We start from the raw sequence: 16,208 nt of genomic DNA on the forward strand, positions 1-16,208 counted from the left end.
ATCTGCCGGGGGGGCTGGATGCCGCACCCGCTGTCCCGCAAAGCTACGCGTGATCTCGCGGTGCCCCGCGTCGGCAGTCGTCGCCCGTGGAAGACGCGCCCTGGCGGACTTCCTGGGGAGGAACGGTCAGGGCTTCGCGACGTCGAGGCGCTCGAGGGGCTGGGTTTCGAGGTACAGGTGCTCGGCGGTATCCCGTTCCCCTGCCAGCGGGAAGGCGACGCGGAAGGTCGCGCCGCCGCCGGGGGTGTCGACGACATCCACCGACCCGTGCAGCGCCTCGATGATCGACGAGACGATCGCCAGCCCGAGCCCGGTGCCGCCCGTCTCGCGGGCGCGTGAGGAGTCCGCCCGCCAGAACCGCTGGAAAATCTTCTCCTTGATCGGATCGGGGATGCCCTCCCCGTGGTCGACGACCTCGATCCAGCCCATGCGCGCAGCGGCATCCACTCCGATCCGCAGCTCGATCGGCGACTCCTCGGTCGTGAATCGCCGCGCGTTGCCGAGCAGGTTCGCCACGACCTGCCGGATGCGGTTCTCGTCACCGCGGACGATCGGGGCCAGCGGACCCGTCGCGTAGCCCTCCTCCTCTTCGAGCCCGATCGGCGTGAGCCGCGGCATCTCGCTGCCGCCCGCAGCGTCCGACGCCGACACCGGGCGGGGCTTGCGACGCAGCAACGAGAGTGTCGCGCCACCCGCACGGACGATGACGGATGGTCCGCTTGCGCCACGGCGCGGCGCCGCAGGCTCCGATGCGGGCTCCGGCGCCGGATGCGGCTGGTCGTCCGTCAGCGTCGTGTCGATGACGGTCACGGGCCGCAGCGGCGATGCCGCACGGACATCGAGTGCGGCATCCCGCGCGACCGGCCGCAGGTCGACCGGCCCGATGACGACGTCTCGCCGCTCATCCAGACGCGCGAGGGCGAGGAGATCCTCGACCAGGATGCCCATGCGGATGGCCTCCTTCTCGATGCGGTCCATCGCAAGGTGGACGTCGTCGTCCCCGGTGATCGCCCCCATCCGGTAGAGCTCCGCGTAACCGCGGACCGTCACGAGCGGGGTGCGAAGCTCGTGGCTGGCGTCCCCGATGAATCGGCGCATCTGGCGCACCGTGGCGTCGCGCTGCGAGATCGCGGCATCCACTCGCCCGAGCATCGTGTTGATCGCGGTCTTGAGGCGTCCGACCTCGGTCGTCGTCGGCTCGATGTCGGTCATGCGCTGCCCGAAGTCGCCGGCGGCGATCGTCATCGCGGTGGATTCCACCTGGCCGAGACTGCGGAAGGTAAGCGTGACGAGCCAGCGCGTGAGGAGGGCCCCCGCGACGATCGTGATGAGGGCCAGGATGCCGTAGATGCCGAGGAAGCTCGTGACGACCTGGTTGATCGGGGCGACCGGAAGGGCGACGAGCTGCGTATAGAGGTTCTCGGAGACGCCCTCGATCGGGAAGACGGCAACGCTCGCGTGGAATCCCGAACCCCCCGCGGTGCTCGGCAGCGAGAATGGGGTCACGCCCTGCGTCGCGGTCTCTTCGAGGGTGAACGATGCCGGAAAGACCGGCGGCGGACTCTTCGGGTCTCCGCCGGCACTGATCTCGAACGAGCCGTCGGGCCCGTACAGCGCCACGTAGTAGTCGGTGGGCGCGGCGTCTTGCTTCTGATGGAACACGACCTGGCCGTCGACGACCTGGATCACGATGAGCGTGCTCGCGACGTCAGTCGGTGCGACCTGCTGCAGCTGGTCGTCGAGGCTCACGATGAGGGCGTTGCGCAGGAACGCCATCGTGCCGACGCCCGCGGCGACCAGGCCGATCACCAGAAGCGCGACGGTGACACCCGTGACCTTGGCGCGCAGGCTGATGCCGCGCCACCATCGGGTGACCGCATCCGTCGTCTTCGCCAGGGCGGCACCTCCTGCGGATCGGCCAGTCTCAGGGGCCGCCGATCAGGCGGTCTTGCCGGCCTTGAGCATGTAGCCGAAGCCGCGCTTGGTCTGGATGAGCGCCTCGGACGAGTGCGGATCGATCTTGCGGCGCAGGTATGAGATGTAGCTCTCGACGATCCCGGCATCGCCGTTGAAGTCGTACTCCCAGACGTGATCGAGGATCTGCGCCTTGGACAGCACGCGGTTCGGGTTCAGCATGAGGTAGCGCAGCAGCTTGAACTCGGTGGGGCTGAGGTCGATCGAGACGTCGCCCACCAGGACGTCGTGCGTGTCCTGGTCCATCGTGAGCTCGCCCGCGCGGATCATCGACTCCTCGTCGGCCTGCATCGTGCGGCGCAGGATCGCCTGGATGCGCGCGACGATCTCGTCGAGGCTGAACGGCTTCGTGACGTAGTCGTCGCCGCCCGCGTTGAGTCCGGTGATCTTGTCCTCGGTCTCATCCTTCGCGGTGAGGAACAGGATGGGCGCGGTGTACCCGGCGCCGCGCAGGCGCTTGGTGACGCTGAATCCGTTCATGTCGGGGAGCATGACGTCGAGGATGATGAGATCCGGCTCCTCCTCGAGGACGGCGGAGATCGTCTGGGCGCCGTTGGACACGGCCTTCACCTGGAACCCCGCGAATCGGAGGCTCGTGATGAGCAGGTCGCGGATGTTCGGCTCGTCGTCGACGACCAGGATGCGAGGTGCAGTCATAAGCCCCATTATTGCGACCCAATGCCGGTGCGCGCGGGAAATCGGGCGGAATGGCTCGGCTCACTCGTGCGGGTGGATGGCCTCGGACGGGGGTCGGATCGCGACGCAGCACCGACCTGAGGCCGGTTCGAGCGCCGGCATCCGCTCGTCGCCGGTCGCCTCGACGACGCCCTGCAGCAGTGCCAGGTTGGCACCGCAGACCAGAGGGGTGTGGCGCGATGCGAGCACGTGGAACGGGCAGTTCTCGAGCGTGAACCCGCCCGCGCCGTCGTCGGCGGGCGCGTAGCCGCAGCCGGTGAGGGCGCCCTCGAGCGACGCGTGGGAGCGCCCGATCTTCAGACCGGTCTCGTGCGCCTCGGCGTCCAGCGCGTTCCGGATCGACACGGCATCCCTCTCGGCCCGCTCGATGGCGGCTGCGAGGAGCTCGCCGGCGAGCTCGTAGTGCCGCTCGGGCACGCTCGCGATGACGTCGGCCTGCGTCGCGCGGTACAGCTTCGTCGGCCGCCCGGCGCCCGGCCCGGAACGGCCCGTGAGGCGCCGGCGCTCCACGGTGAGGAGGCCGGCTTCGACGAGACGGTCGAGGTGGAGGGCCGCGGTGCTGCGCGGCATCCCGGCCGCTTCGGCCGCCTGGTCACGGGAGAGCGGACGATCGGATGCCGCCACGAGGCGATAGAGCTGGTGACGGCGCGGGTCGCTCAGCACGCCGACGGCGTCCAGTCGGTTCTCGGCGAGCATCTCCATAACTCGAGGATAGCTCTAAAACCAAAGATCTTGACAAAAGAATTTGCCGGAATTATGGTCAGACCATCGACGGCGAGGAGAAGCCGATGACACCGAACGTCGCGGAGCACCCGATCGCAAGGCTTGTCCCGCGGGAAACTCCCGGCTTCGACCGAGATCGCGCCGAGGCCGCCGTTGAGGACCTGCTGCAGGCGCTCGGACACGACACCGACGACGCGCACCTCGGAGACACACCGCGGCGGGTCGTCTCGGCTCTGCGCGAGATGCTCACGCCCGAGGAGTTCAGTTTCACGACCTTCCCCAACGAGGCGGAGTACGACGAGGTCGTCATCGTGCGCGGCATCCGCTTCACGTCGCTGTGCAGCCATCACCTGCTGCCGTTCCACGGCGTCGCGGATGTCGGCTACGTTCCGGGCGACCGGCTGGTGGGCCTCTCGAAGCTCGCCCGGGTGGTGGACTGGCACGCACGCGCCCCCCAGGTGCAGGAGCGCCTCACCGTGCAGATCGCCGAAGAGCTCGAGGAGCGCCTCGCAGCCCGCGGCGTCGGGGTGGTGCTGCGTGCCGAGCACATCTGCATGTCGATGCGCGGCGCGCGCGTGTCGGGGACGACCACCGTCACGTCGGCCTTCCGCGGCGAACTCGCGACGGATGCCGCCTTCCGCGCGCACTTCCGGGCAGCCGGCATGTCGGATCAGGAGGAGCCATGGCGCACATCGTGATCGTCGGCGGCGGGGTCGCCGCGGGAACGGCGGCCGAGACGCTTCGCGACGAGGGGTACGACGGCGACGTCACGATCATCGCCGCCGAAGCCCATCCGCCCTACCAGCGTCCACCCCTGTCGAAGGGCTATCTCGCCGGAGAGGAAGGGAGGGATGCCGCGATCCTCCACCCCGCGGAATGGTATGCCGATCGCGGCATCCAGCTGCGCACCTCGACCGAGGCGGTCGCCGTCGATCCTGACGCGCACCGGCTCCAGACGACCGGCCCCGATCTGGCGTACGACTCTCTGCTGCTGGCGACCGGTGCGTCGCCTCGCCGCCTTCCCATCGGGGGCCACGAACTGCCCGGCGTGCACTACCTGCGCAGTCTCGACGACTCGGACGCCCTCGCCGAGAGGCTCCGCGGCGGAGGGCGGCGTCTCGTCCTGATCGGCTCGGGCTGGATCGGCATGGAGGTCGCGGCGACCGCGAAGACACTCGGCAACGAGGTGACGATCCTCGAGCGTGATCCGGTGCCTCTCGCTCCGGCGGTGGGCGCCCGCATGGGCGAGGTGTTCCGGCGCCTCCATGAAGACCACGGGGTCGACCTGCGCACGAGCGTGCACGTCGAGCGCATCATCGGTGACGATCGCGCCGAGGGCGTGACGGTCGAGGGGGAGACCGTCCCGGCAGACCTGGTGCTCATCGGCATCGGCGCGGTGCCCGACGTCGCTCTCGCGACGGCCGCCGGCATCGCCGTCGACAACGGCATTCTCACCGACGCGTCCCTTCGCACCAGCGCACCCGATGTGTATGCGGCCGGCGACGTGGCCAACGCCTACCATCCCGTGATCCAGCGGCACCTGCGCAGCGAGCACTGGGCGAACGCGCTGAACGCCGGACCGGTCGCGGCGCGCGCGATGATGGGCGGCCAGGCCGTCCACGACGGCATCCCGTACTTCTACACCGACCAGTTCGACCTCGGAATGGAGCTGTCGGGGTATCCGCCGCTGATGGCGGACGCGGAGCTGGTGGTGCGCGGTGACCTCACGACGCGCGAGTTCATCGCGTTCTGGGTCGATGATGGGAGGGTGGTCGGAGGCATGAACGTCAACGTCTGGGATGTGCAGGACGACATCCAGGCGCTGATCCGCAGCGGCGACCGCGTGTCCGTGCCCTCGCTGACGGACACCGGCACGCCCCTCGCTAGGCTTCTGGGGTGACGTCGGACGCTGCCGAGACAGCTCTGTTCGACCTCTCTCGTCGCGTCGCGGTGATGGCGATCCTCAACCGCACCCCCGACTCGTTCTACGATCGCGGCGCGACGTTCGCGCTCGACTCCGCGGTGGCGGCCGGGCTCGCGGCCATCGAAGACGGCGCGGACATCGTGGATGTCGGCGGTGTGAAGTTCGCGCCCGGCCCGCCGGTGCCCGCCGACGAGGAGATCGCGCGCGTGGTGCCGGTCATCCGGGAGCTCGCGCCGCGAGTCGCCGTGAGCGTCGACACGTTTCATCCCGAGGTGGCACGCGCGGCGATCGAGGCCGGTGCGACCGTGATCAACGACACCACCGGCCTGCACGACCCCGCGATGGCGGACGTCGTCGCAGCGGGCGGCGCGACGATCGTCATCGCCCACAGTCGTGCCGCGCCGCGGACGCAGTTCCCGCTGCCGCGATACGACGACGTGGGAAGGGAGGTCGCGGACTTCCTCACCGAGCGCCGCCAGGTCGCGCTCGCTTATGGGGTGCCCCCCGACCGCATCGTGCTCGACCCCGGGCACGATCTGAACAAGAACACGCTCCAGTCGCTCGAGCTGACGCGCCGGCTCGGCGAGCTGACCGGCCTCGGCGCTCCGGTGCTGGTGGCGCTGTCGAACAAGGATTTCATCGGCGAGACCCTGGGGCGGGGCCCAGACGACCGTGTCGCCGGGTCCATCGCCGCCGCCTTGTACTGCGTTCTGCAGGGGGCGCGCATCGTGCGCACGCACAACGTCCGGCCGACGGTCGACGCCATGCGAATGGTCGAGGCGATCCTCGGATGGCGCGAGCCGGCGTATCTCCTCCACAACATGCGCCCCGAGGGGAATGACTGAATGCCGACTCGCCAGGAGCTGTACGCGGCTTACGAGCTGCCCGACCGCAGCCGGTCCCGCGTGCGCATGAACTTCGTCGAGAGCGCGGACGGCGCCGCGACGCTCGAGGGCCGGAGCGGACCGCTCGGCGGCGAGGGCGACCGAGATCTCATGCAGGTGCTGCGCGCGATGGCCGACGTGGTCGTGGTGGGTGCCGGCACGGTGCGCGCCGAGGGCTATTCATCGGTGGATGTCGCCGGCGCGGATGCCGGCTGGCGGCGCACGAAAGGCGTCGAGCCCCAGCCCGCGTTCGCTGTGGTGAGCCGTGCGCTCAACCTGGAGCCGGACGCGCCGGTGTTCGCCGAGGCGGATCGGCCACCCGTCGTGGTCACCTGCGCCGGCGCGCCGACCGCAGCCCGCACCGCGCTCGAAGCCGTCGCGGAGGTCATGGTGTGCGGCGACGGCGACACGGTGGATCTCGGCGCCATGCTCGCAGGATTCGCCGAGCGCGGCTGGACGCAGGTGCTCTGCGAAGGCGGACCGCACCTGTTCGGGACCCTGCTCGACGGCGGGCTCGTCGACGAGGTCTGCCTGACGATCGCGCCACGCTTCGTCGGCGGCTCGGCCGGCCGTATTGCACGGGGTGCACCGGAGTCCGATCGTCGCTTCGCGCTCGCGCACGCTCTCACCGATGACGAGGGCTTCGTGTTCCTGCGCTACGTCACGCCTTCGCCGGTCTATGCGGCGATGCCGTCGGCATCCAGGATCGTGTAGCTGTAGCCCTGCTCGGCGAGGAATCGCTGCCGGTTCTGGGCGAAGTCCTGGTCGACCGTGTCGCGCGCGATGAGGGTATAGAAGCTCGCGGTGTTTCCGGACTCCTTCGGCCGCAGCAGACGCCCGAGACGCTGCGCCTCCTCCTGGCGCGAGCCGAACGATCCCGAGACCTGGATGGCGACGGATGCCTCGGGCAGGTCGATCGAGAAGTTCGCGACCTTGGACACCACCAGCAGCGAGATCTCGCCCACCCGGAACGCCTGGTACAGCACCTCGCGCTCGTCGACGGGGGTGGCCCCCGTGATCTTCGGTGCGTCGAGGGCTTCTGCGAGCACGTCGATCTGGTCGAGGTACTGCCCGATCACGAGGATCCGCTCGCCCTCGTGCCGCTCCACGAGCCGCCGCACCACGCCGATCTTGGCGGGAGCGGTCGCCGCCAGCCGGTAGCGCTCGTCGTCCGCGGCGGCGGCGTACTCCAGTCGGTCGCCGGCGGGCAGATCGACGCGGACCTCGTAGCAGACCGCGGGAGAGATGAAGCCCTGCGCCTCGATCTCCTTCCACGGCGCGTCGAACCGCTTGGGTCCGATCAGGCTGAAGACGTCGCCTTCGCGGCCGTCTTCGCGCACGAGCGTCGCGGTGAGCCCGAGTCTTCGCCGCGCCTGCAGGTCTGCGGTCAGCTTGAACACCGGCGCCGGCAGCAGATGCACCTCGTCGTAGACGATGAGCCCCCAGTCCAGAGCGTCCAGCAGCGCGAGGTGCGCGTACTGACCCTTCCGCTTCGCCGTCAGGATCTGGTAGGTCGCGATCGTGACGGGCTTGATCTCCTTCATCTGACCCGAGTACTCGCCGACCTCTTCGGCGGTGAGCGACGTCCGCTTCAGCAGCTCGTCCCGCCACTGCCGAGCGCTCACGGTATTGGTCACGAGGATGAGCGTCGTCGTCTTGGTCTCGGCCATCGCTCCGGCGCCGACGAGCGTCTTGCCCGCGCCGCACGGCAGCACGACCACACCCGATCCGCCCTCCGTGAAGATGTCCACGGCCTTGCGCTGGTAGGGCCGCAGGCTCCACGTGCTCTCGTCGAGGTCGATCGGATGCGGCGTCCCGGGCGTGTATCCCGCTCGGTCCTCCGCCGGCCAGCCGATCTTGAGGAGCTCCTGCTTGATATGGCCGCGTGCCCATGCGTCGACGACGTACGTGCCGGGGGAGGGATGCCCGATCAGCAGCGGCTGGATGCGCTTGTTCTTCGAGACCTCGGCGAGGACCGCGGCATCCGTCGATCGGAGCACCAGGACGCCGTCGCCGATGCCGGTCACCGTGTCGCGTTCGATGACGAGACGGCCATAGCGCCCGACGGTCTCGCGGATGTCGATCGACACGGAGGGGGGGACGGGGAACCGCGTCCACCGGTCGAGCGTCGCGAGCATGTCGTCGGCGTCGTGGCCGGCTGCGCGGGCGTTCCACAGGCCCAGGCGGGTGATGCGGTAGGTGTGGATGTGCTCGGGAGCACGCTCGAGTTCGGCGAAGATGGCGAGCTCGTGTCGCGCGCTCTCCGCGTCCGGATGCGCTACTTCGAGCAGCACCGTCCGGTCGCTCTGCACGATGAGGGGACCGTCAGCCATAAGGATCGATCTTACCCGGGCATCCGCAGCGCAGGATCGAGCGGCCGCTCACGACACGCGTCGGACGCTCACGATGCTGGTGACGGGAAGGGTCCGCTCGATGTCCGCCATCCGATCACGGCCACGGAGCCGCCCGCCGCCGAGCCCTGCCGCCTCGAGGGTCAGCGAGCGCTCCGATCCGTCGGGCATCTTGACCACGACGACGATCTCGGCGCGTGCGCGGACCGCCTGCTCGAGTTCGCGGCCGAGCCACGCGGCCTCGCCGTCGGTGCGGTGGCCGGCGCGCAGGACCGCTATCAGCCGCGAGTACGTCTCGCGAGGATCCGCGTCGACGACCGCGCCGGCCGTGGCGGCGCGACGGTGCAGCGACTCCGGCGAGCCCGAGGCACCCAGCGCGACGACGGGGTAGCGCGCGTCCGCGAGCGACCAGTACACGGCATCCCGCGCGACGCGCGAGGTCAGGCCGCCGTCATCGTGCACGAGCCCCAGCGGGCGGAGCGCCTGATCCACCGCGATGGTGTCGAGCAGACCCGGCTCGGGGCTCTCCACGCGCGTGCGCGTGGTGGACGCGTCCGCTCGCACTCGCACGAGCCCGTGGCGCGTCGCGGTGCTCTCGATCAGGTAGTCGAGGGGCTGAGGGATGCCGGTCAGCGACAGCTGCGCGAGGAATTCGCGGATCGAGCGGGCCGTCTCGCCCTCGGTCATTCCGGCGCCGAGCGACTCGACGGTGAAGCGATACGTGGATGCCTGCGCCCGGGACTCGCGGCGTGCGATGCCACGCAGTCGCAGGTCGAGATGGGGTGCGAGCGGCCCAGGCGCGATCGCGGTGAGATCCGCCTGCAAGTAGACGCGATCGATCTCGGCGGGAAGGTGGGCGGCCAGGGGAGTGGGATCCGCCGCCACGCCGGCGCGCAGCGCGACCGTCCACGGCGGTTCCGAGCCGATGGCGTCGAGGAAGCCCCAGAGCTCGGCGATCCGGCGGAGGCGCGCCGCGTGCGCCGGCCACTCCGGATCGAGCGGGTAGGAGCCGGCCCATGACCCCGCCGGTATGAATCCGCCCCACGCCGTGCGCAGCCCCGCCGGCAGCGCTGCGCGAAACCCTTCTGCGATCGCCTTCCACCGCTCCGGCGTCGCCGACTCCAGCCACCGTTCGCCGGCGGTCGTGACGACCCACTCCCGCTCCAGCGCACGGATGAGACCCGCGCCTGCGGCGGACTCGACGAGGTCCTCGAGCTCCTCGGGCGACGCCACTGCGTGCACCTCGGTGAGGCGTTTGCGATCCGCGGCGCTGATCGCCCCGGTGCCGGTGCGCGAGAGCGGGGTGTGCAGGCATGCGAGAAGCACGTCCGCCAGAGCGCCGGAGGTGGTGAACGCGCGCTCCGCGTCCGCCGCGACCGACATGTCGCCCGCGACGGGCGGTGGGTCCACCGGCGACTCGACGGCGACGGCATCCGGACGCTCGGCCAGCAGGGCGGACAGGCGCTCGGTGACGGTACGGAAGGGGGTTCCCTCGGGGGCGATCAGGGCCAGCGCGACGAGATGCGGTGACGAGCCGGCCGCGACATCGCCGTCGTCGGCCAATTCGACGAGTTCGCGACGGGGGAGCCGGATCAGTGCGCGATCCAGGGATGCGCCATCCAGCAGCCCCGCGGCCGCGTCGAAGAAGTCGTGCCAGCCGACCGTCGGCGGCACGCCCCTGTCGGCCAGGATCCTTGCCAGTCCGAGGTCGTCGCGCTCGGCAAGCCAGGATGCGAGGGCACGCTCGTCGGAGACCACTCAGCCTCCTCGGTTGGCCCGAGCCCTTCGCACGAAAGTCATGATCAGCAGGACCACGATCAGGATGAAGGAGATGGGGAGCGCGATTAGCGGGAACACGAGGATCAACGGCCAGAGGCCCGCGGTGAAGTCCTTCACTCCGAGCGGTGCGGCGAGGATGACGGCGAAGAAGCATCCGATGGCCACGATGGCGAGGCCGAGCGATATGAACGCCAGGATTCGGTCGACGCGACGGATCGGGACGTTCGCGTCCGGGGTCGGTTTGCTCATCCGGTTCAGCCTACCCGCTGGCGCGCGTGCCGTAGTCTGGTGCAGGGGACCAGTCGATCCCTGTTCCGTCATGCCCGCGTTCCGCGGCACCACACAGCGAGGTTTCCATGCCCACCGGCAAGGTCAGGTTCTACGACGAGGAGAAGGGTTTCGGCTTCATCGCCGCCGATGACGGCCAGGATGTCTTCTTGCACGCCACCGCCCTGCCCGCCGGCACTGCCGCGCCGAAGCCGGGCACGCGACTCGAGTTCGGCGTGGCCGACGGCAAGCGCGGTCTGCAGGCGCTCTCGGTGCGCGTGCTGGAGGCTCCGGTGAGTCTCGCCAAGCGTGCGCGCAAGCCCGCCGACGACATGGCGATCATCCTCGAGGACCTCGTCAAGCTTCTCGACGGGATCGGGGGCGATCTGCGCCGCGGCCGGTACCCGAGCGGCGCCCACGCCAAGAAGGTCGCGGCGGTGCTGCGCAAGGTCGCGGATGAACTCGACGCCTGAGCCGAGCGAGTCGCTCGTCGAGGAGATGCCGCCCCCCGAAGGTGAGCGCACCGACGAGACGGAGACTGCCGGCGACGCCACCGCCGTGATCGCCGACCCTGCTCTGCTCGACGCGCATGACCTCGCGCTCGCGGCGCTGCGCGAGGTCACACCCGCGGCCACGGTCGGGGATCCCGCGGGGTACCGGGTCGAGCGCGACGGGGTGGTCTCGCTGCGTTTCGAGAACCTGCTGGCCGGATATCCCGGATGGTTCTGGACCGTCAGTCTCGCCCGTCTCGACGATGCCGAGCCGACGGTGCTCGAAGTGGAGCTGCTTCCCGGCGACGGCGCGCTCCTGGCGCCCGACTGGGTGCCCTGGGCCGAGCGGCTCGCCGACTACCAGGCCGCGCAGGCAGCGCTCGCCGAGCTGTCCCAGGACGACGGCGAGGGCGACGAGGACGTCGACCTCGACGACGTCGACGACCTGGATGCCGCCGACTTCGACGACGACGGATCAGCCCTCCTGCACGCCGGCGATGTGGACGGGGTCGACATCGACGAGCTCGACGCCGATGAATCGGACGAGTTCGACGCCGAGGAGTTCGACTCCGACGACGCCTCGGAGGACGGCGACGCCGACTCGGATGAGGACGACATCGAGGACGACACCGAGGACGAAGACGCGGTCGACGAGGACGACCTCGTCGACGACGCGGACGACGAGGACGCCGAAGAGGGCGCCGCTGTCGAAGAGGACACCGACGAGTACGACCCGTCCGAGGGCGACGACTCGGACTGAGGCCGTCAGTCCTGCGGACGCGGGAACGGCGGCGCGGGATGCCGTGTGGTCAGGCGGTCGACCAGTTCGTCCATGACCTTCTCGACGATGCGCGGCATGTCCACGGCATCCCGATCAAGCAGCCACTGCACCTGCAGGCCGTCCATCAGCGCGATGAGGGCGGACGCGTCGTCGCGGACCTCGCTCTCGTCCGCATCGCGGCCGGTGACCTCGGCCAGGACGCCGGCGATCTTGTCGCGCAAGCCGTCGAGACGATCGCGGAAGTAGCCCTGCGCCGGGTGACCTTCGGTCACCGACTCGGCGGACAGCACGGTGTAGGTCTGGACGACGCCGGGGCGCCCGGTGTTCTCCTCGACGGTGTCGAGCATGTGCCCGAGGAATGCCGGACCCTCGGTCTGGGCGCGGCCCGGCACGCCGGCGGCCTCCTCGCCGTCGCGATACTGCAGCATTGCGACCAGCAGCGCCTCCTTGCTGCCGAAATGATGCAGCACGCCGGCGTGAGTCATGCCCGCCTGTTCGGCCACCTCGACGAGCGCGCCCTTGTTGTAGCCGCGCTGTCCGAACACGCTCATGGCCGCGCGCAGGACGTCTTCGCGTCGCTGCAAGGTGCGCGCCTGTGGCTTGGGTTTGCGTATCGCATCGTGCTCGGGGGGAGCGGACGCACTCGTATCCGTCGCCATGGTGATCCTCTCGCTGCCGCTACAGCCCCGTTTCCCTCATCAACTTACTGACCTATAAGTAAATTTGAACGATAGCCGCACGCCTCGAGGTTGAGGTGTGAATGGAGTATAGGCGTGACCTCGATGGCGACCACCCGCCCCTAATGAAGTGACCGACCTCATGAGGGCGGCGACGCGGCTTCCGCTCCAGCGCCCCTCCGTCGGCGCCGCGATTCGACGTGCCTGTCAGACCACGGCACACGAGGCGGCTCGCGACCCGCGACCCGAGGAGTCGGTCATCGCCGGCCGGACAGGATCATGCCGGCTCCACTACGAGGACGAGTGGCCCCAGTCGCCCTCGGGCGAGTCGGCGACGCGGAAGCCCTCGCTCAACAGTGCGTCGTCCCGCGACGACGGCCCGACGAGCAGCTCGAACTCACCGGCTTCGATCCGGCGGTGGCCCGCGGCATCCACGATCGTGCACTCAGCCACCGGCACGACGAGGTCGACGCGCTCGGAGGCGCCAGGCTGCAACTCGACATGCCGGTATGCCTTGAGCTCCTTGTCGGCCCAACTCACAGACGTCACGCTGTCGCGCACATACACCTGCACGATCTCGTGCGCCAGACGCGTCCCGATGTTGCGCAGGGTGACGTGTGCGCGCACGACGTCGTCCGATCGCAGGTCGGTCGCCTCGACCTCGAGATCTTTGTACTCGACCGACGTGTACGACAGCCCCTCGCCGAAGGCGAAGGCCGGACTCTGCGTGAGATCGGCGTAGCGGTCGCCGTGCTGGCCGCGGATCTGGTTGTAGTACGTCGGCTGCTGGCCGGCGTGACGTGCGAACGAGATCGGGAGACGGCCGCGAGGCTCGATGAGCCCCAGCAGAAGCTCGGCGATGGCCGTCCCTCCGCGCATGCCGGGATTTGCAGCCCAGACGAGCGCGGCGCCGTCGACGACAGGGGGGAGGATGAGCGGCTTCGAGGCGATCAGCACGACGACCAGCGGCTTGCCTGTCGCCGCGAGGGCCTCGAGCAGTGCGATCTGACCGCCGACGAGCTCGAGCGTCGCCGTGGAGCGGCCCTCGCCGACCAGCTCGATGCGGTCGCCGACAACCGCGATGACGACGTCAGCCTGTTCGGCGGCGGTGACTGCTTCGGCGATCTGCGAGCGGTCGGGCGCGGTCGGCACGACGATCTGCGGGCGGGGCTGGCCGTCGGGAAAGAACGCACCGGCGGGGTCCTCGGCGAGAGTGAGGATGCCTGCCCCCTCCGCATGGGTCACCGTCCAGTCGGCGGGTACGTGAGCGCGCAGACCGTCGAGCACGGTCGCGATCTGCTCGCGCGGGTGGCCGTCGGGCATCCAGTCGACCTGGCCGGACGATCCTGCCCAGTCGCCGAGCTGCGTCTGCGCGTCGTCGGCCAGCGGGCCGACGACCGCGATGCGGCGCGGGCGGCCGCTGGGGAGCGCTCTGCCGTCGGATCCCGCTGTGAGCCCGCCGGCGAGCGGCAGCGTGCCGTTGTTGCGCAGCAGAACGAGCGACCGCCGGGCCACGTCGAGATTGAGCGAGGTGTGCTCGGCGCTGCCGATCACCGTGCCCATGCGGTGCGAATCAGGCAGCCGCGGGTCCTCGAACAGGCCGAAGCGGAACTTGAGAGACAGCACCCGTGCCACGGCGCGGTCGATGTCGGCCTCATCGAGCATTCCCGACGCGACGGCGTCAAGCGCACCCTGGAAGAAGCCCGGCGTCGACATGATCATGTCGTTGCCGGCCTTCACCGCCGCCGCCGAGGCGTGCGCATAGTCAGGCTGCAGCTTCTGCTCCCACACCATGCGGCCGACGTTGTCCCAGTCGGTGATGAGCGTGCCGCTGTAGCCCCATTCGCCGCGCAGGACATCGTTGAGCAGCCAGTCGTTCACCGTGATCGGCACGCCGTCGGTGGACTGGTAGCCGAGCATGAAGGTGCGGCATCCTTCGCGCGCCACGCGCTCGAACGGGGGCAGGAACCAGGAGCGCAGCTTGCGATGCGAGATGTCGGCTTCGCTGGCGTCGCGCCCGCCCTGCGTCTCGGAGTACCCTGCGAAGTGCTTCGCGGTCGCCAGGATAGCGTTCGGATCGTCGAGGCCGTCACCCTGGTAGCCGCGCACCATCGCCGAGGCGAGCTCTCCGATCAGATGGGGGTCTTCGCCGAACGTCTCATCGACCCGACCCCAGCGCAGATCACGGCTGATGCACAGCACCGGAGAAAAGGTCCAGTGGATGCCGGTCGCGGCCACCTCGGCGGCGGTCACCCGCGCGACCTGCTCGATCAGCGGCGCATCCCACGTCGCGGCCATCCCGAGCTGGGTGGGAAAGATCGTCGCCCCCTCCCAGAACGAGTGCCCGTGGATGCAGTCCTCGGCCACGAGAAGGGGGATGCGCAGGCGCGTCCGCTCGTTCAGCTGTGCAGCCTGCAGCACCTTCGCGGGCGAGGTGTGCAGGATCGAGCCCGCATGCTTGCGCAGCACGATGTCGTCGAGATCCTCCCGCGCGTCGAGCTGGAGCATCTGCCCGACCTTCTCGGCGAGGGTCATCCTCGCCAGCAGATCGGCCACACGCTCGTCGACGGGAAGATCGGGGTCCTGGTAGGGGAGCACGGAGAGCGCGGTCCTCAACTCTCCGCCTCGGCAGCGGTGCGGACGACCGTGACGGACGAGGTGGCGCTGAGCCCCTTCTTGCGGAGCGCCCGGGCGCGCTCGCCGGCTGAGCGCAGACGCGGATTGACGTACTCGTCGATGCCGAAGTTGATGAGTGAAAGTGACACTCCGAGCAGCGCGATGCACAGCCCTGCGGGGATGTACCACCACCAGTAATCCGGGAACGCGCTGTTCTGCTGCGCCCAGAACAGGATGGTGCCCCAGTTCAGGTTCGAGACCGGGATGACGCCGATGAACGCGAGGGTCGTGAGTCCGAGGATCGCGGCGGTCATCGTGCCCACGAAGCTCGAGGCGATGATCGCCAGCAGGTTGGGCAGCATCTCCACGAGAATGATGCGGTGCAGCGGTTCTCCGTTTGCCCGCGCGGCCTGGACGAAGTCGCGGTTGCGCAGCGACATCGTCTGCGCGCGCAGCACGCGCGCACCCCAGGCCCACCCGGTCAGACCCAGCACGGCGGCGATGATCCACAGCGGCGGATCCTGGAACTGCGAGGCGATGATGATCATCAATGGCAGCGCCGGAAGGACGAGGAAGACGTTGGAGAACGCCGACAGCGATTCGCTCCTCCAGCCGCGCACGTAGCCCGCCGTCACCCCGACCGCGATCGCCACGATCGTGGCCATGATCGTGGCGAGGAAGCCGACCACCAGGACGCCGCGGGTTCCCCAGACGACCTGGCTGAAGACGTCTTCTCCGATGTGGGTCGTTCCGAACAGATGCTGCCAGGACGGCGGCTGGAGAGTTTCGTCGAGGTTCTGCGCTGTCGGGTCGTAGGGAGCGATCAGCGGAGCGAAGATCGCCACCAGGATGAAGATGCCCATGATGATGAGCCCGGTCGCCGACTTGGGATTGGCGAACATCGCCAGCGACGCCCTCAACTGACTCCAGAACGTGCTCTTCTTCGCCCTCGGCTTTTCGGCTGTCAGCACTGTCTCGGTCTCGGACGTGGCCGCGCTCGCGGGCTGCACCAGCGTCGACGGCTTTTCTGCGGGAGAGTTCATGT

General features: G+C 69.4%; 15 protein-coding genes. 6 read left to right on the forward strand and 9 right to left on the reverse strand.

What is annotated here, in order from left to right:
* Positions 1 to 126: 126 nt before the first annotated feature.
* The 3 genes from ABD212_RS16020 to ABD212_RS16030 all read right to left on the reverse strand — a co-directional run bounded on the left by ABD212_RS16020 (position 127) and on the right by ABD212_RS16030 (position 3,372).
* Positions 127 to 1,776: a sensor histidine kinase gene (locus ABD212_RS16020; protein WP_344096669.1), complete on the reverse strand. Its 1,650-nt coding sequence runs from the start codon at positions 1,774 to 1,776 to the stop codon at positions 127 to 129.
* Between the two features lie 162 nt (positions 1,777 to 1,938).
* Entirely contained in the window at positions 1,939 to 2,631 is a 693-nt protein-coding gene (locus ABD212_RS16025; RefSeq protein WP_179438865.1) for a response regulator, read from the reverse strand.
* A gap of 60 nt (positions 2,632 to 2,691) precedes the next feature.
* Positions 2,692 to 3,372 carry a helix-turn-helix transcriptional regulator gene (locus tag ABD212_RS16030; protein ID WP_344096508.1) on the reverse strand — a complete coding sequence of 227 codons (681 nt, stop codon included), beginning with the start codon at positions 3,370 to 3,372 and terminating at the stop codon, positions 2,692 to 2,694.
* Positions 3,373 to 3,458: 86 nt separating this feature from the next.
* Here ABD212_RS16030 and folE point away from each other — a divergent pair, with 86 nt between their 5' ends.
* Genes folE through ABD212_RS16050 form a run of 4 tightly spaced genes read left to right on the forward strand, consistent with a single transcriptional unit; the run spans position 3,459 to position 6,915 of the window.
* A complete protein-coding gene (gene folE, locus ABD212_RS16035) occupies positions 3,459 to 4,091 on the forward strand; it encodes a GTP cyclohydrolase I (protein ID WP_344096510.1) in 633 nt (210 codons plus the stop codon).
* On the forward strand, positions 4,076 to 5,293 hold the full coding sequence (locus ABD212_RS16040; protein ID WP_344096511.1) for an NAD(P)/FAD-dependent oxidoreductase: 1,218 nt from the start codon (positions 4,076 to 4,078) through the stop codon (positions 5,291 to 5,293). The genes folE and ABD212_RS16040 overlap by 16 nt, the downstream gene beginning before the upstream one ends.
* Positions 5,294 to 5,346: 53 nt before the next feature.
* On the forward strand, positions 5,347 to 6,162 hold the full coding sequence (folP, locus tag ABD212_RS16045; RefSeq protein ID WP_344096672.1) for a dihydropteroate synthase: 816 nt from the start codon (positions 5,347 to 5,349) through the stop codon (positions 6,160 to 6,162).
* The gene (locus ABD212_RS16050; RefSeq protein ID WP_344096513.1) at positions 6,163 to 6,915 is read left to right on the forward strand and encodes a pyrimidine reductase family protein; all 753 of its coding nucleotides are present in this window, start codon (positions 6,163 to 6,165) and stop codon (positions 6,913 to 6,915) included.
* Here the strand turns inward: ABD212_RS16050 and ABD212_RS16055 are convergent.
* From ABD212_RS16055 to ABD212_RS16065, 3 genes are read right to left on the reverse strand one after another with little or no spacing between them, the layout of a single operon-like run.
* Entirely contained in the window at positions 6,879 to 8,534 is a 1,656-nt protein-coding gene (locus ABD212_RS16055) for a DNA repair helicase XPB (RefSeq protein WP_344096515.1), read from the reverse strand. The two genes, ABD212_RS16050 and ABD212_RS16055, sit on opposite strands and share 37 nt — an antisense overlap.
* A gap of 48 nt (positions 8,535 to 8,582) precedes the next feature.
* Positions 8,583 to 10,310: a helicase-associated domain-containing protein gene (locus tag ABD212_RS16060; RefSeq protein WP_344096517.1), complete on the reverse strand. Its 1,728-nt coding sequence runs from the start codon at positions 10,308 to 10,310 to the stop codon at positions 8,583 to 8,585.
* Positions 10,311 to 10,580, reverse strand: a complete 270-nt coding sequence (locus tag ABD212_RS16065) for a multidrug ABC transporter ATPase (protein ID WP_344096520.1) — start codon at positions 10,578 to 10,580, stop codon at positions 10,311 to 10,313.
* Positions 10,581 to 10,687: 107 nt separating this feature from the next.
* Here ABD212_RS16065 and ABD212_RS16070 point away from each other — a divergent pair, with 107 nt between their 5' ends.
* Together ABD212_RS16070 and ABD212_RS16075 are read left to right on the forward strand one after the other, a co-directional pair.
* Positions 10,688 to 11,071, forward strand: a complete 384-nt coding sequence (locus ABD212_RS16070; protein ID WP_344096522.1) for a cold-shock protein — start codon at positions 10,688 to 10,690, stop codon at positions 11,069 to 11,071.
* Positions 11,055 to 11,849: a DUF3027 domain-containing protein gene (locus tag ABD212_RS16075; RefSeq protein WP_344096525.1), complete on the forward strand. Its 795-nt coding sequence runs from the start codon at positions 11,055 to 11,057 to the stop codon at positions 11,847 to 11,849. Before ABD212_RS16070 ends, ABD212_RS16075 begins: the two co-directional genes overlap by 17 nt.
* Before the next feature lie 5 nt (positions 11,850 to 11,854).
* Here the strand turns inward: ABD212_RS16075 and ABD212_RS16080 are convergent, their stop codons facing one another.
* From ABD212_RS16080 to ABD212_RS16090, 3 genes are all read right to left on the reverse strand, one after another.
* A complete protein-coding gene (locus tag ABD212_RS16080; RefSeq protein WP_344096527.1) occupies positions 11,855 to 12,529 on the reverse strand; it encodes a TetR/AcrR family transcriptional regulator in 675 nt (224 codons plus the stop codon).
* A 309-nt stretch (positions 12,530 to 12,838) separates the two neighbouring features.
* Positions 12,839 to 15,163, reverse strand: coding sequence for an exo-beta-d-1,3/1,6-glucosidase (locus tag ABD212_RS16085; protein ID WP_344096529.1), 2,325 nt, complete (start codon positions 15,161 to 15,163; stop codon positions 12,839 to 12,841).
* Entirely contained in the window at positions 15,160 to 16,206 is a 1,047-nt protein-coding gene (locus ABD212_RS16090) for an ABC transporter permease (protein WP_425561286.1), read from the reverse strand. The genes ABD212_RS16085 and ABD212_RS16090 overlap by 4 nt, the downstream gene beginning before the upstream one ends.
* Positions 16,207 to 16,208: the final 2 nt, after the last annotated feature.

The organism is Microbacterium deminutum (assembly GCF_039530205.1).
GTDB lineage: Bacteria > Actinomycetota > Actinomycetes > Actinomycetales > Microbacteriaceae > Microbacterium > Microbacterium deminutum.